At 61.2% G+C, this 2620-nt stretch carries 3 protein-coding genes; all 3 read right to left on the reverse strand.

What is annotated here, in order from left to right:
* Positions 1-61 precede the first annotated feature (61 nt).
* Positions 62-916, reverse strand: a complete 855-nt coding sequence (locus DWV43_RS09850) for a DegV family protein (RefSeq protein ID WP_117641033.1) — start codon at positions 914-916, stop codon at positions 62-64.
* A gap of 119 nt (positions 917-1035) precedes the next feature.
* A complete protein-coding gene (locus tag DWV43_RS09855; protein ID WP_117818427.1) occupies positions 1036-1485 on the reverse strand; it encodes a MarR family winged helix-turn-helix transcriptional regulator in 450 nt (149 codons plus the stop codon).
* Between the two features lie 173 nt (positions 1486-1658).
* Positions 1659-2378 (reverse strand): B3/4 domain-containing protein, encoded by a 720-nt coding sequence (locus DWV43_RS09860; RefSeq protein ID WP_117818429.1) that lies wholly within the window; start codon positions 2376-2378, stop codon positions 1659-1661.
* Between the last annotated feature and the right edge of the window lie 242 nt (positions 2379-2620).

Here is a 2620-nt window from a genome sequence, read left to right on the forward strand (position 1 = left end):
ATTCAGTCCAAGTTTCGGGGCGCAGTTCACTGTCCCCTTTGTGGTGGTTTTGGCAGGTGGGCTAGTTAACGGGCTGGAAGAAGGCTACGGCTACGGCGCCGGGGCCTACATGGGTGCCGATGGTGGCGCCGATGGTGTGAACGGGCAGTTCGCCCTCGGTGTGGCCAGCCCACAGTGCCGCGCTGTCCTCGATATACTTCTTGAGCACCGCATCCGAAAGGCCCGTATAGCCGAGCGCCAGCGGCATGGAAAAGTCGATGCCGCCCGCCTTTTCGACCTTCTGGTTGAGCAGGTTACGTCCGTTCTTGGAACCGCGCGCCTTGCCCAGCTGCACGATCAGACCGTCCTCGGCAGCCACCACGGGCTTTACGTTGAGCAGCGTACCCACGGCACCGGCCGCAGCAGACAGGCGACCGCCGCGCACCAGGTACTCCAGCGTCTCGAGCAGGCCGATGACGACCACGCGGTCGCGCACGGCCTCGACAGCCGCCGCAACCTGAGCCGCGCCCTGGCCCTCGTCCACCAGGCGTAGCGCATACTCGACCAGCACGCGCTCGCCCAAGGTCACGTTATTGCTGTCCACGACGAACATGTCGCCGCCCGGCGCCTCGGCAAGTGCCGTACGAGCACTCTGGTTGGTGCCCGAGAGCTTGGCGCCCACGGTAATAATCACGGCCTCATCGCCGGCCTCACGCGCTTCGGCAATCGCCTGCGAAAAGGCGTACGGGTTGACCTGACCGGTCTTGGGCAGCTCATCGCGCTCCACAAGCATCTCGTAAAAGCGCTGGTGATCGATGTCGACGCCATCCATATACACATCGGTGCCAAAGGTGACGGACAGCGGCAGAACACGCAGAGCGGGGTGCTCCGCCGGCGACATATCGCTTGCGGAATCGGTAATAATGCGGACGGACATAACGAATCCTTTCTTGCGCAGGTCCCGCGCGGGGAATTTTGACAGCAATGCCCCGGCACGGCATACGCGCTCAAACGGGACTATGCAGTTTTTAATGGGAAGCAAATGCCTTGGCGGCCTTAGATCTCACGCAGGGTGTTGAGAATCGTACGCAGCGACGCATACATCTGCTCGCGCTGCTCCACACCCATAGCCTTACCGGTGGTGTCGAGCACCTCGCGAATGATGCGGTCCGCCTCGCTCATGCTCTCGCCGCCCAGAACGGTCAGGCGCACCGGGGCACGATACTTAACGGCCGCATCACCCGAGTCGTCGACCTCGACGTAGCCGCCCTCCTCCAGATGCGCGAGCGTGCGCGAGACGGCAGCACGGGTCACGCCTGCCATGCGAGCCAGGTCAGCGCCAGTCAGGCCGTCCTTGCTGCGCTCAAGATAGTACAGGCACATAACGTCGGAGCCCTTGAGGCCCAGCCTTGCGCCCTCGGATGTCTTAATGCGCTGGATCTCCTTGTAGAGCCCGCTGATCAGTCCGACAAAGTCCTCGAAACGTGTCTCGTCGTTCTGCTGCATGGGAGACGACCGCCTTTCGCTTACATGATGCTAACGGGTAAACATCTTAGCCGCACGAGGCAACACCCATACCCAAATATCCCATTTGTTAACCCATCAACATAAAAACCACCACAAAGGGGACAGGCACCTTTGTAGTGGTTTTGACCGGCGAACATGATCCGCAGGCGCCGCTACAGCTCCACGCAGGGATTGTCACGAGTCACAAGCGTCTTAACGACAACCGTCGCTCCCAGATAGCGCTCGAGCAGCTCGGCTAAGCGATCGATCGCGGCCTGGCAATCCCCCATCCGCTCGGGCTCCACGCACTCAATCGCCAGGAACGCATCGGCCGAATCATCGGACAGCGCCGTTCGAACGCCGTCGCGCCAGTTCCAGCAGCGGCACACGGCGCCTGCATCGTCGATATAGGCGAGCTCGCCGGGCAGCGTCGGGTCATCCGTTTCCTCGCCAAGTGGCAGGAACGCATCGCCGCCGTCAGTCACCTTCAAGCGAAGATCCCCCTCAATCGCATGCAGGTCCTCGCCGCCAACGGGCAGCGCGTAGGTCAGCGACACCGTGTTGTAGATGTCCACCCCGGGCGTAATGTGGCCCACCGGTTTGCCCTTGAGCACGCGCTTGAGCAGGTTCTCAATTGAGCAACGCGCGCCCTTTTTGGTCTTGAACAGCCGATAAGCCTCGCGCCATGCCTTGACCGGTGCGTTCTCGCTGATAGTATCGCTGGTCAGATGACGCTCCGCATCGATATTGGCGCGGTCGAGCAACGCGGCGATCGCATCCACGTCCTCCTGGGGGATCTGAGCCGCGGGCTTCATGCCCTTTACAACCACGACGCCGACCACCGCCTGCGGAAACAGCTCCCAAAATGAATCCTCGGCAACAAAGCCCTTCATACGCTCTCCCTTCATTGTGCGCGCCCAAGCGAGGGCACCTAAACAAAAAGCGCCCTCACGGCAGCCACCTTCTAAGTCCTACGGTGCCGCCACAAGAGCGCTTACGCTGTCCCCATCCGGAGAAGGGGACGATATGTCAGGCGTATTGTAACCCGAGTCATCCGCCCAAGCAAAACCACCACAAAGGTACCTGTGAACTGCCTCCCATTTCTTGGACATCGGGAAATGGGAGGTTTTCCATG

The sequence above is a fragment of the Collinsella sp. AF05-9 genome, from assembly GCF_003465595.1.
Taxonomy (GTDB): domain Bacteria; phylum Actinomycetota; class Coriobacteriia; order Coriobacteriales; family Coriobacteriaceae; genus Collinsella.